This is a genomic window from Streptomyces dryopteridis (assembly GCF_049606955.1).
Lineage (GTDB): Bacteria > Actinomycetota > Actinomycetes > Streptomycetales > Streptomycetaceae > Streptomyces.
The window spans coordinates 2,423,361-2,438,761 of the sequence record NZ_CP187113.1; the positions used below are offsets into that span (position 1 = coordinate 2,423,361).

Sequence of the window (15,401 nt, forward strand, 5' to 3'; positions counted from 1 at the left end):
CGACAACGGCGCGTCAACATCTCGTTAGAGGTACACCCGCGGTTCCCGCGACACGCCGGTCACTTCACTTGCATCGTGCACCGGCTTCCCCACGCGGTCGACCTCGCACCAGATCCGCTTGCCCGCGCCCTCGCGCTGCCAGCCCCAGCGGTCGGCCAGTCCGTCCACGAGCTCCAGGCCGCGTCCCCCGGTGTCCTCGCCGCCCGCGTGGCGCGGGGCCGGCGGGCAGGCGCTCGTGTCGGCGACCTCCACCCGCACTCCGGGTCCGCGGAAGAGCATGCGCAGCACGGCCGGGCAGCCGGTGTGCACGACCGCGTTCGTCACGAGTTCGGAGATGAGCAGGATCAGGGTCTCGGCGACCGGCTCGTCCTCCCCTATCCCGGAGCCGGCGAGACGGGACCGGGCCCACCTCCGCGCGCGGCCGACCTCGGCCGGGTCGGGACCCACTTCGAGCTGCATCTGAAGCACCTGCACCGCTCACACCATCCGAACCGGCGGACACTTCGCCTCGCGAAAGGACGACGGGATCACACAACGTGATCCCCTTGTGGAGCAGCATGGTTGACATACAGTCACCACAACAAGCGCTTCGGGCATATTCCAGCGCGAAGGAGTGGACGTGCTGCATACTGTGCGACGCCCGCGCCGCTCTTCCGCTCGCATTGGGTGGAGCGTACCGGAGCGGGCGGGCGACTCCGGTCCGTGAACGGGCCCTGAAGGACACAAACCGATATCAACTCTGCGTAATCGGACATGCGTCCCGGGTCGTCGGCCCCGTCACCCGACCACGGCCGCGAGGTCCGCCGCCAACAGCTCCTCCGCCTCCCCCTCCGACAGCCACTGACCGGCGCGCACCCAGGCCCGTTTCACGTACAGGTGTACGTCCGCCTCCCAGGTGAAACCCATGCCTCCGTGCACTTGGAGGCAGTCCCGCGCACCCCGCACGGCCGCCTCGTCGGCGAGCAGTTTCGCCGCCGCGATCTCCCCCGGATCGCCGGTCACGGCGGCCGCGTAGACCGCCACCCGGGCCGGTTCGGCCCGCGCCAACATGTCCGCGCAGAGGTGCTTCACGGCCTGGAAGCCGCCGATCGGGCGCCCGAACTGTTCGCGGTCCTTGGCGTACCGCACGGCCAGCTCCCCGCACCGCAGCGCGGCCCCGACCTGGAGGGCCGCCGTCAACAGGGCGCCGGTGGACCGTTGTGACGCCGAGTAGTGCGGTGCGCCCGCCGCGAGGCCCCCGCCGACCCCACCGCCCTCCCCCGCCCCGCCGACGACCCCGCCGCCCCCGCCCGGCAGCCGACCGAGCGGGGTCAGCGGGTCCGCCGAGCGCACGGCGAGCACGCCCGCCCCGCCCAGCGCCGTCGCCGTCCCGGCCCCCGGCGGCCCGAGCAGCGCGTCCGCCTCCCGCCCGTACGCGAGCACGAGCCCCTCCCCCGAGCCCCCGGCCGCGAAGTCCGCCGCCGTCACCACCGTCTCGCCCTCCGCCGCCCCCGGCACCTCCCCGGCCGCCAGGAACGTCGCCACCAGCGGCCCCGGCACCAGCGCCCGCCCGGCCTCCTCGAAGACCAGGACCGCCTCCGGCAGCCCGAGCCCCACCCCGCCCGCCGACTCCGGTAGGCACAGCGCGAACAGGCCCGCCCCGCCCAGCTCCCGCCACAGCCCGCGCGGCACGACCTCCCGGCCGGCGTCCCCGGCGTCCACGGCGGCCCGCAGCGCCTCCCGCCCGAACCGGCCCTCCAGCAGTTCGCGGACCCCCGCCCGCAGGGCCCGCTGGTCCTCCGTCAACCGGAAGTCCACGCCGCTCACCTCTCCTTCGGCAGGCCGAGGATCCGCTCGGCCACGATGTTGCGCTGGATCTGCGAGGTGCCCGCCGCGATCGTGTACGACAGGGACGAGAGCCGGTCCAGGACCCAGTCCCGGTCGAGTTCGAGGCCGCCGACCGCGCCGAGCACCTCGGCGGCGAGGTCGAAGAGCTCCTGTCGGGCGTGCGAGTAGCGCAGTTTGAACACCGAGCCGCCGATCCCCGGCACCCCGGTGCCCGCGGCCTCGGACTCGCTGACGTTCCACTGGGTGAGCCGCCACAGCGCGCCGAACTCCCCGTACAGCCTGCCGAGCGCGCGCCGCAGCACCGGATCGTCCCAGCGGCCGGTGCGCCGGGCCTCGCGGGCCAGGTCCACGAGGATCCGGCGGCAGGCGACGACCTCGCCGACGAAGGCGGTACCGCGTTCGAAGGAGAGGGTGACCATGGTGACCCGCCAGCCGTCGTTCTCGGCGCCGACCCGGTACGAGACCGGCACCCGGACCTCGTCGAGGAAGAGCTCGGCGAACTCGGTGGAGCCGGCCAGGGTGCGCAGCGGTCGCACGGTGATGCCGGGGGCGTCCATCGGCATCGCGAGCCAGCTGATGCCCCGGTGCCGGGGGGCGTCGGGGTCGGTGCGCACGAGCAGTTCGCACCAGTCGGCGACCTCCGCGTGCGAGGTCCAGATCTTGGACCCGCTGACCACGTAGTGGTCGCCGTCGCGCACCGCGCGGGTGCGCAGGGAGGCCAGGTCGGAGCCGGCGCCCGGCTCGCTGAAGCCCTGGCACCACACCTCCTCGCCGCGCAGCACGGGCGGCAGCCAACGGGCCCGCTGTTCGGGGGTGCCCTCGGCGGCGATGGTGGGCCCGGCGTGCAGCAGGCCGACGAAGTTGGCGCCGACGTACGGGGCGCCGGCCCGCTCGGTCTCCTCCAGGAAGATCAGGTGCTCGGTGGGGCCCGCGCCGAGGCCGCCCGCGTCCACGGGCCAGTTCAGGCCCGCGTAGCCCGCCTCGTGCAGCCGGCGCTGCCAGCCGAGGTCGTACGCGCGCCGGCCGGGCCAGTCGTCGGGGGAGGGCCGGGGCGGGAGTTCGGGCAGCACCTTGCCCAGCCACTCGCGCAGCCGGGCCCGGAACTCCTCCTCCGCCGGCGTTCGAGAGAGGTCCATCAGCGGCCCGCCGACGCGCCGGCCGCGCCCGACGGCCCCGCGCCGCCCGCACCGCCCGTCCCACCTGCCCCGCCCGCCCCGCCGGGCTTGCGGTCCCGGTCGAGATCGAGGTCGAGCATGCGGATCGCGTTGCCGCGCATCAGCTTGTACACCGTCTCCTCGTCGAGCCCGGCGACGTGGTCCAGGGCCACCTCCTTGGTGTGCGGGAAGGTGGAGTCCACGTGCGGGTAGTCGGTCTCGAAGGTGGCGTTGTCGCGGCCGACCACGTCGAGGGCGGCGATGCCATGCTTGTCGCGGAAGAAGCAGCAGAAGATCTGCCGGTAGTAGTAGGTGGACGGCGGCTCGGGGATCAGGTCGCGGACGCCGCCCCAGGCCCGGTGCTCGCGCCACACGTCGTCCGCCCGCTCCAGCGCGTACGGGATCCAGCCCATCTGCCCTTCGCTGTAGGCCAGCTTGAGGCGGGGGAAGCGGACCAGGACGCCGGAGAACAGGAAGTCCATCATCGAGGCCATCGCGTTGTTGAAGCTGAGCGATGCCTGCACGGCGGGCGGGGCGTCGGGGGAGGCGGCGGGCATCTGGGAGGAGGAGCCGATGTGCATGTTCACGACGGTGCCGGTCTCCTGGCAGGCCGCGAAGAAGGGGTCCCAGTGGCCGGTGTGGATCGAGGGCAGGCCCAGGTGGGTGGGGATCTCGGAGAAGGTCACGGCCCGCACCCCGCGCGCGGCGTTGCGGTGGATCTCGGCGACGGCGAGGTCGATGTCCCACAGCGGGATGATGCACAGCGGGATCAGCCGGCCGCCGCTGTCCCCGCACCACTCCTCGACCATCCAGTCGTTGTAGGCGCGCACGCAGGCGAGCGCGACCTCCTTGTCGTGCGCCTCGGCGAAGGTCTGCCCGCAGAACCGCGGGAAGGTGGGGAAGCAGAGGCTGGCCTCCACGTGGTTGAGGTCCATGTCGGCCAGCCGGGCCTTGGGGTCCCAGCAGCCCCGGCGCATCTCGGCGCGGGTGATGCCCTCCAGGGTCATGTCGTCGCGGTCGAAGCCGACGGCGGCGATGTTGCGCTTGTACGGGAACTTGAGGTCCTCGTAGATCCACCAGTCGGTGGGCGGGCCGTCGGGGTCCATGGAGATCACGTACTTGCCGCCGGTGTACACCAGCTCCCCGATGCCGGCGGTGAGGGCCTTGGGGCCGCGGTCGCGGTACTTGGCCGGCAGCCACACGTCGAAGAGGTGCGCCGGTTCGATGACGTGGTCGTCGACGCTGATGATCCGGGGCAGTTCCATGGGCCAGATCCCCTCGGTGCGGGTTCGCGAACCATCCATCTGATGGATCGTCAGAAACTTGGCACGACCACGCTAGCCGCCCACCCCTGGACCGACAAGCGCCCGCGCCCTACGCTCCCCCCATCGATCTGACATTCCGTCAGATCCGGATCGTCCCGGGGAGGACCCGTGCCGAACGAGAGCCCGCGACGGCGGCACGCCGCCGACAGCGCCGCCGAGGCGACCGCCCGCGAGCTGGAACGTTCCGCCACCCTGTGGGAACTGATCGAACGCCGCGCCGCCCTCACCCCCGACGCCCCCGTCCTCATCGAGGCCGCCGAGAACCCCGCCGACGACCGGACCCTCACCTTCGGGCAGCTCCGCGACCGCGCCGAACGCGTCGCCGCCGGCCTCCACGCGCGCGGGGTCCGCCCCCGCACCGTCGTCGCCTGGCAGCTCCCCACCCGCATCGAGACCGCGCTGCTCTCCTTCGCCCTCGCCCGCCTCGGCGCCGTCCAGTCCCCCGTGATCCCCTTCTACCGCGACCGCGAGACCGGCTTCGCCCTGCGCGAGTCCCGCGCCCGCCACTTCGCCGTCCCCGGCGTCTGGCGCGGCTTCGACCACACCGCGATGGCCCACCGCCTGATCGCGGCACCTCGCGAGGACCCGACACCCGGAGACCCGGCGGTCGGGCCGGTGGACGTGTTCGAGGCGTACCGGGCCGAGGAACTGCCCGACGGCGACCCCGCCCTCCTCCCGCCCCCACCGGCCTCCGGCACCGAGGTCCGCTGGATCTACTGGACCTCCGGCACCACCTCCGACCCCAAGGGCGTCCGGCACACCGACCGCTCCCTCATCGCCGGCGGCTCCTGCCTCGCCCACGCCCTGCGCCTGCGCCCCACCGACGTGGGCTCGATGGCCTTCCCCTTCGCCCACATCGCCGGCCCCGACTACACGATCATGCTGCTGCTGTACGGGATACCGGCGGTCATGTTCGAACGCTTCGCCCTGCCCGACGCCCTCGACGGCTACCGGCGGCACGGGGTCACCATCGCCGGCGGCTCCACCGCCTTCTACTCCATGTTCCTCGCCGAACAGCGCAAGGACCCCGGCCGCCCCCTGCTGCCCGCCCTGCGCCTCCTCGCCGGCGGCGGCGCCCCCAAACCGCCCGAGATCTACCACGCCGTGGTGCGCGAGATGGGCTGCCAACTCACCCACGGCTACGGCATGACCGAGGTCCCCATGATCACCATGGGCGCCCCCGACGACACCCCCGAGAACCTCGCCGGCACCGAGGGCCGACCCCCCGCCGCCATGTCGATCCGGATCACCGACACCGAGGGCCGACCGCTCCCGGCGAACGAGGACGGCGAGGTACGGCTGCGCGGCGAGGCGGTCTGCGCCGGCTACCTGAACCCCGCGCAGAACGCCGACGTGTTCGACGCCGACGGCTACCTGATCACCGGGGACCTCGGGCACCTCACCCCGTCCGGCCACCTCGTCCTCACCGGCCGCAGCAAGGACGTCATCATCCGCAAGGGCGAGAACATCTCCGCCAAGGAGATCGAGGACCTGCTCCACCTGCTGCCCGGGGTCACCGACGCCGCCGTCGTGGGACTGCCCGACCCGGCCCGCGGCGAACTCGTCTGCGCCGTCCTCGAACTGCCCGCCGACGCGCCCCCCGTCACCCTCGACGCGCTCGTCGCCCACCTGCGCGGCCACGGGCTGGCCACCCACAAACTGCCCGAACGCCTGGAGCGCCGCACGGCCCTCCCGCGCAACGAGACCCTGCGCAAGGTCCTCAAGTACAAGCTCCGCGAGGAGTACGGCGCCCCCGATCACGGCGCCCCCGCCTGAGCCCGCCCGACCCCGGCGGGCGCGCGGCCCGCGCGGGTACGGGGTCGAGGGCGCGCGCCGTCGCGCGCGCGTCCCCGACCTCTCCCCCGGGGCTGCCCGTCGGGGCGAGCCTCACCCCGGACCCCGGCGGTCCCACGGGGCCGCCCGGCCGCTCCCCGATCGGAAGAACGTCCGCGACCCCGCGTCCTGTTCCGCGTCGCGTTCAGCCGGTGGGTCCGACCTCCAGCGACCCGCAGTAGCCGGCGAACGCGCGCACGATCCGCTCCTCCGAGATCCGCCCGTCCCCGTCCCCCGCGCCGTCCCCGGCACCGTCCGACCCGAGCTGCGCCGCGACCCGCTCCGCGAGCTCCGGCACGATCCCGAACACGCGCAGCGTCCGCGCCACCGCCGCCGGGGTGACCCCGGCCGCCGCGCCGTCCGGCTCGGCCACGGCGATCACGGCGTGCAGGAAGGGCCGCGCGATCTCCGCGAACCGCTCCGGGTTGTCGTGCAGCCGCTTGACCGCGCCGGTCAGGAACTCCTCCCGGGTGACCCGCTGGTCGCCGTCCACGTCGGCGATCCCGGCCATTCCCTGCCAGAACGCCTCCGCCCCGATCAGGACCGCCTGGCCCCGGTCGGAACGCGGCGTCGTGCCGAATTCGGCCAGCACGCCCCGCGCGGCGGACGTGAAGTCCTCACGGTCGATGGCGCCGTTTCCATCCTGGTCGAACACGGCGAATCGGGCGGCGATCCTGCGCTCGTACTCTGCGTTGTCCATGGTCGAGATTCCGCCTTCACGTCATCTGCGCGGTGGGGTTGGGGTCCAGACAGTTCGAGACCGTTACAAGACAAGGACAGGAGAGTAAGGCCAAGAAGGCCCGCACGTTAAGCCGCGTCATACGACCGCACGCCGCATCGAACCCGCGCACGAGAAGCGCGCCCGGGCGCGTCCGCCGGGCGCACGCGCGACGGGGCCCGCGCTCCCCTACCAAAGGCGCGGCTGCCCCGAGCGGTTTCCGCCAAAACAGGCGCACGGCGGCACTTGGCCATTACATTCGTCTGGTTGACACACGGCTGGGGGCATCATGCCGAAGGACGCACCACCCCGTTGGGACCACAGGATGCGACAGCGCCTGTCCCGGGGCGAGGCCGCCGCGCTCGGCGAACTGTACGACCGGTACGCCTCCTTGGTGCACATGCTCGCGCACCGGGTCCTGGAGGACGAGGCGCAGGCCGGGCGGGTCACCCGCGAGGTCTTCGCCCACGTGTGGGAACACCCGGACGAGTTCTCCCCCACCGGACACGGCACCCTGCGCTCCTGGTTGGCCGAAATCACCCAGGAGCGGGCCGTGGAAAGGCTGCGCCGCACCGCCGACCCGGAGGCCGGCGAGGAGGAGCTGGCCAAGCTGGTGGCCCGCGCCGGCACCGCCGCCCGCGCCGACTACATCGTCAACGTGATGCCCGCGCCCCTGCGCGCCGCCCTGCACCTGGCCTACTTCCAGCGCCGCGACTACCGGCAGACCGCCGCCGACCTCGGGGTGACCGAGGACGAGGCGCGCCGCCGGCTCCGGCTCGGCCTGCAACTCCTCGCCTCCGCCCACGCCTCGCCCCGCGACGGAAGTCCCCGATGACCGGCCCCGTACCCGTACCCGTACGCGCGCACGCGCCGGAACCGCCGCGCAGCCACTCCGTGCTCAAGTCCCTGCTCGGCGCCTGGGCCCTGTCGGCCTGCTCCGCCGAGGAGACCGAGGCCGTGGAGGCGCACCTGACCGAGTGCGCCCCCTGCGCCGACGAGGCCCTCGGCCTGCGGGACGCCGTGGGCCTGCTGCACCGGGAGGAGCCCCTGGACCTGGACCCGCTGCTGCGCGCCCGGGTGCTGGAGGGCTGTCTGGTGCGCCGCCCGGCCCGGATACCGGTCCCGTCCTGGGCCGGCCCGTACGACGCCGAGACCGCCCGCCTCGACGACCTGCTGCGCGACCTGCCCACCGCCGAATGGCACACCCCGGTGCGGTTGAAGTGGTTCGAGGACGAGGCGCAGACCTCGCGGCGCACCACGGTGGCCGGGGTGATCGGGCACCTGATGACGGTGGACGGGCTGGTGGCCGCCGCCCTCGGTCTCGACGACCCGCTGGGCCCGGACGCCCCGCCCGCGCCGACCGAGCGCACCGAGTCCTACTGGGCCTCGCTGCCGCACCCGGCGACCCGGCAGGTCCGCGAACCGTGGCGGGACCAGTCGCAGAACCTGCTGCGCACCCTGTCCTACGCGGGCCCGGCCGCCGCGAGCCTCAAGGTGCCCTACGGCCCGTACGAGCTGCCGCTGGAGGACGCCCTCGTGGAGCGGGCCTTCGAGTGCTGGGTGCACGCCAAGGACATCGCGGACGCGGTGGCCTACCCCTACGACCCGCCCGCCGGCGCGCACCTGAACCTGATGATCGACCTGGCCGCGCGCCTGCTGCCGGCGAGTCTGGCGGCACGCCGTCGGGCCGGACTGCACCGGACGGGGACCCGGCTGGTGGCGGCGGGCGCGCCGGGGCGGACCCTGCGCCTGGAGCTGGAGGGCGTGGGCGGCGGGAGCTGGGACATCGCCCTGGACTCGCCGGGCGCGACCCCGTCCGGGGACCACGTGGTGGCGGAGGTCGCGTTGGACGGGGTGGAGTTCTGCCGGCTCGCGGCCGGGCACGTGCTGCCGGAAGAGGCGATGCAGGGCGCGTACGGGGACCTGGAGGCCGCGCGCGAGGTGCTGTACGCGGCGGCCTCGCTCAGCCGGATATAGCGCGGCGCCCGCCCCGCCGGCCCGCCCCCGCCGGTGGGCCGGGGGCGAGGGCCGGACCCGCGCTCGGGCTCTGACCCGGGCTCGGGCTCAGGCGAAGACGACCGTGCGGGTGCCGTTGAGGAGCACGCGGTGCTCGCTGTGCCACTTCACGGCGCGCGCCAGGGCCTGGCACTCCACGTCGCGGCCGATGGCGACGAGCTGGTCGGGAGTGACCTCGTGGCCGACGCGCTCGACCTCCTGCTCGATGATCGGGCCCTCGTCGAGGTCGGCGGTGACGTAGTGGGCGGTCGCGCCGATCAGCTTCACGCCCCGCGCGTGCGCCTGGTGGTACGGCTTGGCGCCCTTGAAGCTCGGGAGGAAGGAGTGGTGGATGTTGATGATCCGGCCGCTCAGTTCCTTGCAGAGCCGGTCGGAGAGCACCTGCATGTAGCGGGCGAGCACCACCAGTTCCACGTTCTCCTCGGCCACCAGGTCCAGGAGTTCCTGCTCGGCCTCCTGCTTGGTGTCCTTCGTCACGGGGATGTGGCGGAAGGGGATGCCGTAGCCGCCGACCAGTTCCTCGAAGTCGGTGTGGTTGGAGACCACGGCCGCGATCTCCACCGGCAGGGCGCCGATCCGGGAACGGAAGAGCAGGTCGTTCAGGCAGTGCCCGAACTTGGAGACCATGAGCACGACGCGCATCCGCTCGTCGGCCCGGTGGATCTGCCAGTCCATCCGGAAGGAGTCGCCGATGGCGGCGAAGCTGGCCCGCAGCTTCTCGACCGTGACCGGGTCCTCGGCCGAGAAGTGCACGCGCATGAAGAACAGGCCCGTGTCGTGGTCGCCGAACTGCCGGCTGTCCTCGATGTTGCAGCCGGTCATGAAGAGGTAGCTGGAGACGGCGTGCACGATGCCCTGCTTGTCCGGGCAGGACAGGGTCAGGACGTACTGGTGCGGCTGGGCCTGGGGCCGGGGGTCTTCGCTCATGACCGCACAGCCTTTCACATGACGCGGGTGAGGAGGCGCAGGTCGGCGAGGGTGCGGGGGCGCAGGTCCGGATCGTCCCCGTCCGCCCCGGCCATCCGCAGGTGCGCGGCGCGGGCGGCGGCGACGGCGGCGGGCCAGTCGGCGTGGTCGAGGTAGGCGGCGGCCGGGGCGTCGGGGCCGACCTCGTGCAGCACGCGGAGCACGCGCAGGACGGCGGCGTCCACGAGCGCGGCCTCGGCGGCGTCGCGGAAGACGGTCCCCACGTACTTCTCGGCGGACCAGTTGTCCAGCCAGGTGTCCTCGACGAGCCGGTACACGGCGTCGGTCACGTCTCCCCAGCCCTCGGCGCCGGCCCGCCACGTGTCCGCGTGGAAGGTCGGGTCGGAGAGCATGTGCAGGCCCGAGCGGACGTTGGTCCGCCAGCGCCACCACGGCATGTCGTTGAGCGGCATGGGACCCATGGTCCCGGAGCGGCGGCCCCGGCGGGAGGTGTTCTTCGAGTCTTGGACGAATGTCACGCTTTCGATCGTACGTTCCCTTCCGCCGCGCCCCGGACGACCCCCGGCCCCCCGCAATTCACCGAGCCGACACGGAATGTTGTGTACACCTCACCCGCCCATTCCCCGGCGGTCGGAAGTGTCCATCCCCATGACGACCCGGCCCCGAGCCCCTCGCGCGCCCCAGGCACCGCCCGCCGCCGCGTCCCCCGCAGCCCCCGCGCGCCGCTGTCCGCGCCCCCGCCGCGAGGCGCTGCGCGCGTTCGTCGCCGGCCTCACCGGGGTCGGCCTCCTCGTCGGCGCCTCCGGCTGCGGGATGCTGCCCGAGGCCCTCGGCGGCGAACCCGCGCGCGAGACCCTCACCGTCATGACCTTCGCGCCCGAGGGCACCCAGGCCACCAACATGCCCGGGATGCCCGCCATGGCCGAGGCATACGCCCGCTGGGTCAACGCGCGCGGCGGCCTCTCCGGCCGCACCCTGCGCGTGATCACCTGCAACGAGCACAACACCGCCGCCGGCGCCCGCGCCTGCGCGCAGCGCGCCGTCGAGGAGAGGGCCCTCGCCGTCGTCGGCTCCTACAGCCAGCACGGCCGCTCCTTCACGGCCCCGCTGGAATCCGCCGGCATCCCCTTCCTCGGCGGCTACGGGGTCTCCGCCGAGGAGTTCCAGAGCCCGCTGTCGTACCCCGTCAACGGCGGCCAGTCCGCGCTCCTCGCCGGCGCCGGCCGGCAGCTCGCGGTCTCCTGCCGCAAGGTGGTCCTGGTCCGCCCCGACACCCTCGCCGGCGACGTGCTGCCGGAACTCCTCAACGTCTCCCTCAAGGACCGCGGACAGCCCGTGGCCCAGGACGTGCGCGCGCCCGAGGACACCGCCGACTTCGCCGCCGAGGCCCGTGCGGCCCGCACCGGGGCGGGCACGGACGGCGGCTGCGTCGCGGCGGTCCTCGGCGAACGCACGGAGACCTTCGCCGACGCGTTCCGCCGGCAGGGCACGGGCACCCCGACGGCGACGGCGACCACCGAGGACGCCGCCCCGTCGGCCGCCGCCCCGTCCGCCCCGTCCCCCTCGGCCGGGCCCACCGGACCGGCTCCGGCGGCGGACGCGGGCGGCGGCCCCCGGCTGTCCTCCGTGCTCGGCAGCGTCAGCCAGGGCCTCGTGGACCGCACCGGCGGCAAGGACAGCCCCTTCGAGGGCGCCTACGTCACCGGCTGGTACCCCGTGGCCACCGACCCCGTCTGGAACCCCATGCGCAAGGTCATCACCGACCACGCCTTCGGCGACGACCGCGTCGACGCCGACGACAGCGGCGTCCAGACCACGTGGATCGCGTACAACGTCCTCGCCGAGATGGTCCGGCGCCTCGACCACGAGGCCCCCGGGCAGCCGGTCACCGCCGACCGGCTCGCCCGCGCCCTCGACCGGGCCGACCCCGTCGACACCGCCGGCCTCACCCCCGACCTCAGCTGGCGCTTCCACGACATGCGCGCCATCGGCGGCTTCCCCCGCCTCGTCAACGGGCGCGTCACGTTCCAGCAGGTGCGCGGCGGACGGCTGGTGTCCCAAGGGGAGACCGCCCGCGACATGACCGCGGTCCTGGAGAAGGCCCCGATCCAGGGCTGACCGGGGACACGGCCGTCACAGCGCGCCGGCCTCCCGGCGCGACAGGTCGTACTGGCGCGCCACCCGGTTCCAGTACGTGGCCGCCGACTTCTTCGCCTTCGTCGCCTCGCCGCTGAACCGGTCGGCGGCGGTCGCACTGCCGCCGCCCTTCGCCTTGCCCCCCTTGCACAACGCGTCCTCGTCCCCGTCGAGTTCCTCCGCCCAGTCCGCGTAGGACAGGTCGGCGGAGGCGGAGGCCCGCCACGCCTTCGCCAGGGCCTCGGCCAACTTGTCGTGATCCTTGAGCTTGTCGAGGGCGAGGTCCTGCAACCGGGTCACGGACTCCTGCCGTTCCCGCGCGGCGTCGCGCAGGTCCTCGGCGGCGCCGTCCAGGTTCTCGCATTTGCGGATCGAGCCCACGGCCTTCACCACGGAGGCGCGGCTGGCGTTGCTGTCGGCGAGCAGCCGGTCCAACTGCACGGCCTGCGCCCGCGCCGGATCGGGCGCGTCCCCGTTCTTCGGCACCGCGCCGGCCGCCCCGGCCTCCGATCCCGCCGGGGAGGGCGGGGCCGCGGCGGCGGTCGGGTCGTTGTTCTGCTTCGGCCCGTCGCCCAGCAGCGCGCCCACCCCGAGGCCGCACACCAGCAGGCCGATGATCGTCGCCCCGATCACCGCCGGGGACACCCGGCGCGAGGGCTCCTCCGGCCCCGGGTCGTACACCTCGGGCGGGGCCGACGGCGGCGGCACGGGACCGGACCGGCGCACGGGCACGGGTCGGGGCGGCGGCGCGGCAGGGAAGGCGCCCGTGCCGTGCCCGGCCGGATCCCCGGGCCCGCCCCGGAACAACGCGTCGAACTCGGCCGCGGGCCCCCCGCCGGCGCCGGCGCCCGGCACGGGCGGAATGTACTGCGTGGCCGCCTCCGCCCCGGGCCCCACAGGACCGGACGGCACGGGCGGCAGATACTGCGTCGCGGGCTCCTGCCCGAACCCACCAGGCCCACCCGGCACGGGCGGGATGTACTGCGTCGCATCCTCCGCCCCCGGCCCCACAGGACCGGACGGCACGGGCGGCAGATACTGCGTCGCCGGCTCCTGCCCGAACCCACCAGGCCCACCCGGCACCGGCGGAATGTACTGCGTCGCATCCTCCGCCCCGGGCCCCGCAGGACCAGGCGGCACCGGCGGCAGGTACTGGGTCGCCGGCTCCTGCCCGAACCCGCCAGACCCACCGGCCCCACCCGGCACCGGCGGGATGTACTGCGTCGCGTCCTCCGCTCCCGGCCCCACCGGGCCGGGCGGCACGGGCGGCAGGTACTGGGTCGCCGGTTCGGCGAAGGGTGGGCCCGGGGGTGTCGGCGCCCCGCCCGGCGGCGTGCCGTACCCGCCGGGGCCCGCGCCGTGACCGCCGTCGGGTGCCGGCAGCCCGTGCGCCGCGTGCGCGCCGTACGCGCCCCCGCTCTCGCCGCCCGGCCACGCCCCGGCGCCCGGGGCGCCCGGCGCCGCCTCCGGATCCGCCCCCGGAGCCGGGGGCCTGCGGCGCCGGCCGGTGCCCGGGGAGACGTCCGGTCCCGCGCCGGGCCACGGCTCACCGGGCCGTCCGGGCACGGGATCCTGTCCGCTCTGCGTCACCGGGGCTTCCTCTCGCTGGACCGTCGGCCCACGCTACCCGGTCACCCCGCCCGCTGGTCATGTCCCCCACAACCCGCACGGGCGGCCGGCGTGCGGACGACCCGCCCGCCCCGCCGGCCGCCCGCACGTCGACTCAGGCCGCGACCTGCGTCTCCAACCGCGCCGTGAACTCCCGTACCGCCGTCTCCTCCCGGTACGGCTCCAACCGGGACCGGAAGTCCTCCAGGTACTCCGCGCCCCGGCTCGACCGGACCGTGCCGAGCAGTTCCGTGGCGCGCGCGGCCGTCGCGCACCCCTGCTCCACCTCACGACGCTGCACCTGCGAGCCCGCGAGCAGCAGCATCCCGATGGCTCGTCTGCGCGCCTTCGCCTCCGGCAGCAGCCGCAACGCCTCCTCCGCCCGCCGCGCCGCGGCCTCCGCCTGCCCCAGGTCCCGGTGGCAGTGCGCGAGTTCGTCCGCGAGGTACGCCTCGTCGAAGTGCGCGATCCACGCCGGGTCGTCCCCGGATTCCGGTTCGGCCCGCTCCAGCGCCGTCACGGCCCGCCCGGCGAGCACCGCCGCCGACCGGCCGTCGCCGAGGAGCGCGTGCCCGCGCGCCTCCGCCGCGTAGAACATCGCCTCCACCCGCGGCGTGATCTGCCCGCGGGCCCCTTCCTGCGCGGCCCGCGCCAACTGCGCGATCTCGCGCGGGTTGCCGAGCTCCGCCGCGAGGTGGCTCATGGACGCCGCGAGCACGTACCCGCCGTACGCCCGGTCCCCGGCGGCCTGCGCGAGCCGCAGGGCCTGGATGTAGTAGCGCTGGGCGAGTCCCGGCTGTCCGGTGTCCACGGCCATATAGCCCGCCAGTTCGGTGAGACGTGCCACCGCCGCGAACAAGGCCCGCCCGACGGGCTCCCGGTAGGAGCCGCCGATCAACCCCGAGACCACGCTGTTGAGGTAGTGCACGACGACGGGCCGCACGTGCCCGCTGCCGAACCGGTGGTCGAGTTCGGTGAGGGCCTCGGTGGTGGCGCGCACCGCCGCCACGTCCGGCATGCCCACCCGGGCCCCGCCGGTGCGGGCCACCTGCGCGTCCGCGCCCGTGATCAGCCAGTCGCGGCTGGGTTCCACGAGCGCCGACGCGGCCACCGCGGACCCGGCGAGGAAGTCCCGCCGGCCCACGTCGCTGCGCCACAGCTCACACACCTGCTCGATCGCCCCGACGACCGTGGGCGAGAACTGCAGGCCCACCCCGGAGGCGAGGTTCTTGCCGTTCGCCATGCCGATCTCGTCGATCGTGACGGTGCGGCCGAGCTTGCGCCCGAGCGCCTCCGCGATGATGCCCGGCGCACGCCCGCGTGGTTGTTGGCCGCGCAGCCAACGCGCCACGGAGGTCTTGTCGTAGCGCAGGTCGAGGCCGTGTTCGGCCCCGCACATGTTGACGCGCCGGGCCAGGCCCGCGTTCGAGCACCCGGCTTCCTGAATGAGCGCCTGCAGCCGTTCGTTCGGCTGACGGGCGACGAGGGGTCGGGCTGCCATGAGGTACTCCCTGGGGGGTGCGGGGCGATCGTTGGAAAGATCGCTTCCCGCCTGATCTGTGCGGAATCTTCCGCTCTGCGTGTTGTCGCTACCCAGTCGCCACGCCCGGTCCTCGCGCGCGCCCCCGTCCGTGCATCGGTGCGCCCCGTGTGCGGACCGAATGCCGTCGTCGGCGCCCCTCGCGCTTCCGCGCCGTCCGTGCGATCGCCGGGGCGTGAAGTGCGCCGGCGGTCGCGGGTCCCGGGTCGGCGCCCTTCGTGCCCCCGCGCGCCGCACCCGATCGGGTGCAGGATCGATGCTCCGTCTACGCGCGTGCCCACGCCCGTAACCCCGGGTGGTGCCCGGAGTTGTGAATC

General features: G+C 74.4%; 13 protein-coding genes. 4 read left to right on the plus strand and 9 right to left on the minus strand.

The window, feature by feature from the left end; translation table 11 throughout:
* Positions 1 to 24 precede the first annotated feature (24 nt).
* From ACN20G_RS10145 to ACN20G_RS10160, 4 genes are all read right to left on the minus strand, one after another.
* Complete coding sequence (locus ACN20G_RS10145; protein ID WP_424212414.1) at positions 25 to 474, minus strand: ATP-binding protein; 450 nt, start codon at positions 472 to 474, stop codon at positions 25 to 27.
* Positions 475 to 777: 303 nt separating this feature from the next.
* Positions 778 to 1,797, minus strand: coding sequence for an acyl-CoA dehydrogenase family protein (locus ACN20G_RS10150; protein ID WP_424215455.1), 1,020 nt, complete (start codon positions 1,795 to 1,797; stop codon positions 778 to 780).
* 5 nt (positions 1,798 to 1,802) lie between these two features.
* Positions 1,803 to 2,963: an acyl-CoA dehydrogenase gene (locus ACN20G_RS10155; RefSeq protein WP_424212415.1), complete on the minus strand. Its 1,161-nt coding sequence runs from the start codon at positions 2,961 to 2,963 to the stop codon at positions 1,803 to 1,805.
* On the minus strand, positions 2,963 to 4,285 hold the full coding sequence (locus ACN20G_RS10160; protein ID WP_424212416.1) for an amidohydrolase family protein: 1,323 nt from the start codon (positions 4,283 to 4,285) through the stop codon (positions 2,963 to 2,965). The genes ACN20G_RS10155 and ACN20G_RS10160 overlap by 1 nt, the downstream gene beginning before the upstream one ends.
* Before the next feature lie 129 nt (positions 4,286 to 4,414).
* Between ACN20G_RS10160 and ACN20G_RS10165 the strand changes: the two genes are divergently transcribed.
* Positions 4,415 to 6,082, plus strand: coding sequence for a class I adenylate-forming enzyme family protein (locus ACN20G_RS10165; protein ID WP_424212417.1), 1,668 nt, complete (start codon positions 4,415 to 4,417; stop codon positions 6,080 to 6,082).
* A gap of 202 nt (positions 6,083 to 6,284) precedes the next feature.
* Here the strand turns inward: ACN20G_RS10165 and ACN20G_RS10170 are convergent, their stop codons facing one another.
* Positions 6,285 to 6,839 (minus strand): EF-hand domain-containing protein, encoded by a 555-nt coding sequence (locus ACN20G_RS10170; RefSeq protein ID WP_424212418.1) that lies wholly within the window; start codon positions 6,837 to 6,839, stop codon positions 6,285 to 6,287.
* A gap of 307 nt (positions 6,840 to 7,146) precedes the next feature.
* Between ACN20G_RS10170 and ACN20G_RS10175 the strand changes: the two genes are divergently transcribed.
* Together ACN20G_RS10175 and ACN20G_RS10180 are read left to right on the plus strand one after the other, a co-directional pair.
* Positions 7,147 to 7,692, plus strand: coding sequence for a sigma-70 family RNA polymerase sigma factor (locus ACN20G_RS10175; protein WP_424212419.1), 546 nt, complete (start codon positions 7,147 to 7,149; stop codon positions 7,690 to 7,692).
* Positions 7,689 to 8,834 carry a maleylpyruvate isomerase N-terminal domain-containing protein gene (locus ACN20G_RS10180; RefSeq protein ID WP_424212420.1) on the plus strand — a complete coding sequence of 382 codons (1,146 nt, stop codon included), beginning with the start codon at positions 7,689 to 7,691 and terminating at the stop codon, positions 8,832 to 8,834. Before ACN20G_RS10175 ends, ACN20G_RS10180 begins: the two co-directional genes overlap by 4 nt.
* Before the next feature lie 87 nt (positions 8,835 to 8,921).
* Here ACN20G_RS10180 and purU read toward each other — a convergent pair whose 3' ends face one another.
* Complete coding sequence (purU, locus tag ACN20G_RS10185) at positions 8,922 to 9,800, minus strand: formyltetrahydrofolate deformylase (protein WP_424212421.1); 879 nt, start codon at positions 9,798 to 9,800, stop codon at positions 8,922 to 8,924.
* A gap of 14 nt (positions 9,801 to 9,814) precedes the next feature.
* Positions 9,815 to 10,261, minus strand: coding sequence for an SCO4402 family protein (locus tag ACN20G_RS10190; RefSeq protein WP_424215456.1), 447 nt, complete (start codon positions 10,259 to 10,261; stop codon positions 9,815 to 9,817).
* A 187-nt stretch (positions 10,262 to 10,448) separates the two neighbouring features.
* Between ACN20G_RS10190 and ACN20G_RS10195 the strand changes: the two genes are divergently transcribed.
* Entirely contained in the window at positions 10,449 to 11,918 is a 1,470-nt protein-coding gene (locus ACN20G_RS10195; RefSeq protein WP_424212422.1) for an ABC transporter substrate-binding protein, read from the plus strand.
* A gap of 15 nt (positions 11,919 to 11,933) precedes the next feature.
* On the opposite strand, the gene ACN20G_RS10200 is transcribed toward ACN20G_RS10195, so the two are convergent.
* Together ACN20G_RS10200 and ACN20G_RS10205 are read right to left on the minus strand one after the other, a co-directional pair.
* On the minus strand, positions 11,934 to 12,791 hold the full coding sequence (locus tag ACN20G_RS10200; protein ID WP_424212423.1) for a hypothetical protein: 858 nt from the start codon (positions 12,789 to 12,791) through the stop codon (positions 11,934 to 11,936).
* A gap of 868 nt (positions 12,792 to 13,659) precedes the next feature.
* Positions 13,660 to 15,045 (minus strand): transcriptional regulator, encoded by a 1,386-nt coding sequence (locus ACN20G_RS10205; protein WP_424212424.1) that lies wholly within the window; start codon positions 15,043 to 15,045, stop codon positions 13,660 to 13,662.
* Positions 15,046 to 15,401 lie beyond the last annotated feature (356 nt).